General features: G+C 56.2%; 5 protein-coding genes. All 5 read right to left on the minus strand.

The features are described from left to right. The coding region (locus tag MVK46_RS01265) for an RsmB/NOP family class I SAM-dependent RNA methyltransferase (RefSeq protein WP_297534648.1) at positions 1-985 on the minus strand (985 nt) is incomplete at its 3' end. A 13-nt stretch (positions 986-998) separates the two neighbouring features. Further along, a complete protein-coding gene (locus tag MVK46_RS01270) occupies positions 999-1,922 on the minus strand; it encodes a hypothetical protein (protein ID WP_297534650.1) in 924 nt (307 codons plus the stop codon). Between the two features lie 71 nt (positions 1,923-1,993). Then, positions 1,994-2,620 (minus strand): METTL5 family protein, encoded by a 627-nt coding sequence (locus tag MVK46_RS01275; RefSeq protein WP_297534652.1) that lies wholly within the window; start codon positions 2,618-2,620, stop codon positions 1,994-1,996. Then, positions 2,617-3,000, minus strand: coding sequence for a hypothetical protein (locus MVK46_RS01280; RefSeq protein WP_297534653.1), 384 nt, complete (start codon positions 2,998-3,000; stop codon positions 2,617-2,619). The genes MVK46_RS01275 and MVK46_RS01280 overlap by 4 nt, the downstream gene beginning before the upstream one ends. Further along, positions 2,978-3,879 (minus strand): diphthamide biosynthesis enzyme Dph2 (gene dph2 / locus MVK46_RS01285; RefSeq protein WP_297534654.1); only part of this gene is annotated, 902 nt, incomplete at its 5' end. The genes dph2 and MVK46_RS01280, both read right to left, overlap by 23 nt.

Below are 3,879 nucleotides of genomic sequence, written 5' to 3' on the forward strand. Positions count from 1 at the left end.
CATCGAGCAGAACCCTGTCGGCGATTTCCTCGCCCAAAACTTCCGGGGCTTTCCTGCCGTCGAGCTTCCTAACTTCGGCAATCTCAACGCCGGCCCATCTAAGGAGCTTTTTCATCCTCCCAATCCTCTCCGAATCAACGTCGAAGGCGTAGATTTTGCCCTCGTTCCGCATGAGCTCGGCCAGATGGAGGGTCTTCCCGCCAGGGGCGGCCGCCAAATCCACAACGGTCTCCCCCGGTTTGGGGGCCAGGATTAGGGAGGCAACCGCCGAGGCCTCCTCCTGAGGGAAGGCAATGCCCCTCTCCATCAAAACGCCCGGGTTGAAGGGGTCGAGGATTCTGATTACGGTTTCGACCCTCTCGCTCCTCAAAAACCGAAGCTTTCTGTCCCGGAGGTAGGACTCGACGTCCTCAACAGTCCCCTTCAGCCTGTTAACGCGAACGCTAACAGGAAGGGTCTCGTTTAAGGCTTTGAGCAACTCCTCGGTTTCGTCCCCTATGAAAGTCTGGAGCTTTCGTATAAACCATCCCGGAAACAGAAACTCCCACTTCATCCTGTCCTCTTCGGACTCAACTTTGGGAACGTAGCTGACAACCTTGGGGAGAAGGTCGTAGTAATAGTAACCGACGTAGGGGTGCGTCCTCTTTGAGAGGAACCTCGCAAGTCCCCTTAGGTGCTGGAGCGTCCTCTCGTTCGGGTCCCTGAAGACCGCAACTTCAACCGCAACCCTGAGCGCGGCCCTCAGCCAGGGGTCGAGGATTAGGGGAGAAACACAAACCAATCCCTCGATTATCTCGTCTATAAGACCGAGCCTCCGCTGAAGGGAGTAGAAGATGCCTGTGAGCTTGGAGTTCTCCCAGTCCGTTATCCTGTATTTCTGGAACGCCCTTCTCTTGGCGTTCTGGCTGGGTTTTACGGACTCGCTTAGCTTTACAGCTTCAACCAGGGCGTAGAGCTGTCTGTCACTCAGCTTCAGCTTCCCCATGCTTTCACCGCTGTCACGTTGGCCTGTCGTTCCAGAGGCTTACCAGCCCGCCCACACTGGCAACGTTCGAGGCTATGAGGTAAGCCTCCTCAAGCAGTCCGAGCCTTGAAAGCTCCTCAGCAATCCTCTGGGCCTCCCTCGGACGGACGCGGTAGTAGCGGACGACCATGTCCCTAAGCCTGTCAAAAACTTCTATCGCGGTCTGCTTCCTTATCGGGTCGTTACAGGTCGATATGAACCTCCTCAGCGATGGAATCAGGGACTTCATCACCACGTCCATTGGGAAGACCGTGGGGAGCTTCGTCAGCTTCATTGCCGCGTGAAGGCCCGCCTCGATTAACTCCGGGTCTCCAGTTGATATTATCTCCCCAACCCTCTCGACCACGCTCTTCCAGCCGTGCCTCTCAACCGCTCCTGAGTTCAGGAGTATCAGCGACGCTACTGCCGCCTCCTCGTAGGAGCCGTTCCTAACCTTCTCGAGGAGGAACTCCGCGACCTCATCGGACATGCACGGTGCCCTTATGTTCTCAACGGCGCTGAGGAGTCCATCCCACACGAGGCCGTTGTGGGTCTTTGCAGTGAGCAGGAGAACCCTGACCAGCTTTGAAAGCCTCCCTCCGTTGAGTGGGTTGTTCTTGAGGAGGTAGCTGAGGATTGCGAGCGTCCTCCACAGAACCCTGACGTCGTCGCTCTTGAGCGCGTTGATTATGTGCTTGAAGCCCGTTTCGAGTATTCTCTTTCTGAGACGCCAGTTGGCGCCCCTGACGAGTTCAAGAAGCGCGGAGAGTGCCCTTATTTGAACGCTAACGTCGTCTTCGTCTATCAGGCTGAGGAGTTCTCCCAGTGCCCTTTCATCTTGAAGTGCCAATTTAACTGCATCCCTCATCCTCCACGTGCGGAGGAGACTTTCAACCTTTCCACCTGAATTTGAAACCATCATTGGTCACCGGAGCGTATTATACCCCCTACTTCATAGATTCTCCAAAACGAGGGATATATTTTTTTCGCTTAACGTTCCGTTGAATTCGCTAAAGATTTTTCAAAGCGGTAGATATCAACTGGTATTCTCTCCAGAGCTTTCCTGTGGAAGTGGAACTGCATTGGGATTTCAAAGGAAACCGTTAGACGATTCGTTATGGTAAACCCGTGCTCGGTAACGAAGGACTGAATGAATTTTCTAACTTCAGGTTTAGATAAATGAATGGAGTAGACAACGTCGCCCACCTCAAAGGCCTTGAGGAGGAAGGGCCTGTCGGCGTGCCTCCTCTGGCTTCCAAACGGGGGGTTCATTATCACGGTATCCACCTTTTCCCCGAAGTCCGAGACGTCCGCCAGAACGAACTCCACGTCAACGCCAACGGCCTCGGCGTTCTCCCTCGCAACACTCAAAGCTTCGGGGTCAATCTCAACGGCGTAGACCTTCCTCGCGCCCAAGAGCTTGGCACCAATCGAGAGGACACCTGTCCCGGCGCCGAAGTCGGCAACTACCTTGCCCTCGATGTCCCCGGAGGTGTAGGCCAGCCAGAGGAGGCTTGAGGCAACATCCCCCGGCGTTCTGTACTGCTCGAGGTACGGTTTCGGATTCTCAAAGCCCCTAAGCTTAGAGAGGAGCATGGCAAGGTGCCTTTTCTTCATCTCTTCATCACCGCTTGGTGGAGAAGCTCCTGGAGCGTTCCGTGAATCTCGTAGCCAGGAACGTGGAGGTAGGTTCCAAGCAGGCCGAGAAAGATGCCGCTTCCAATCGCACCCACGAGGAACACAACGTACGCCAGAACGCCCATCGTCAGGGACATCAGGAGGCCCCTTCCCTCAACGATGAAGAAGGCGAACATAACGAGAAACGCCGCGAGTGGACCGAACTCCTTGAACGTTAGGGCTATGATTAGGGGCACGAGCAGGAGAATTCCCTTCAGCCTGTCGTAGGTGAGCGCTTCCATTGAGACCTTAAGCCCCCAGTACGCCGACAGGAAGAGCAGAAAAACCTCCAGAACCTCAAAGACCGGCCTTAGCTCCATGAACGCTCACCCCAAGGGGTTCGTCGAAGTCCCTCTCGGTTCCAGTTATCTCGTCGAACTCGTAGTCATCCCTCAGGCCGAGCAACAGCTCAACCTCCCTCGGCGTCAGAACGGGCTTCCTCCAGTTCTCGTAGTCGTCGATGGGAACGCGGGGACAGGCAACCACCACGTAGGCGTCAAAGGGGAACCCCTCCAGCTTGGAATAGCTCACGTGGTTCATCGCTATGAGCTCCGCCTCCCTGCCGTGCCTCCTGAGAAGCCCGACGATTCTCTTGGCCTCGGCAAGGCGGAGCTGACCCTTCTTGGTGCTGACGACAACCCCGAACCGCTTTGCATCCATAGCTTTAGCTATCTGCGCCCAGCGCTTCCTGATTAACCTCTCGGCCTCTTCCTCCATCCACAGCGCGTCCCCGGAATAGGGGTTTACTGCAAGGGTTGGCTTTTTGGTCGCCAGTGCAACGCCGAGGGGATGGAAGTAGCCGGCCCCTATGAAGAGGACTCCATCCCCCTCGAGCCTCGCGCTCGAGAAGTTGCACCCTAGAACCTGACCGGGCCAGCTGACCCTCGAGTCCCCCCTTCCTATGAGAACCTCGAACCCGTTCTCCTCAAGAAAGGCCTTGGCTTCCCCGAGCCTGTGGATGTGCTGTGCGGTTGTTACGAGGATTATCCTTCTCCCGAGCTTTTTAATCTCCCCGAGGTTTTTCCTGAGGGCAGAAACGACGTCAACCTCGGCGAAGGCGGGCACGAAAACCGTCGGAACCTCAAGGTGGAGCCTCATGTAGCTGTGGCCGAGGTGAACCAGCGCATCGCAACCGAGGGCCTTTGCCTCGGCATCGGCCGGGTCGCAGGCCCCGTAGTTAATCTCCCCGTGGAGGATTG

The organism is Thermococcus sp., from assembly GCF_027066465.1.
In the GTDB taxonomy this organism is placed as follows: domain Archaea; phylum Methanobacteriota_B; class Thermococci; order Thermococcales; family Thermococcaceae; genus Thermococcus.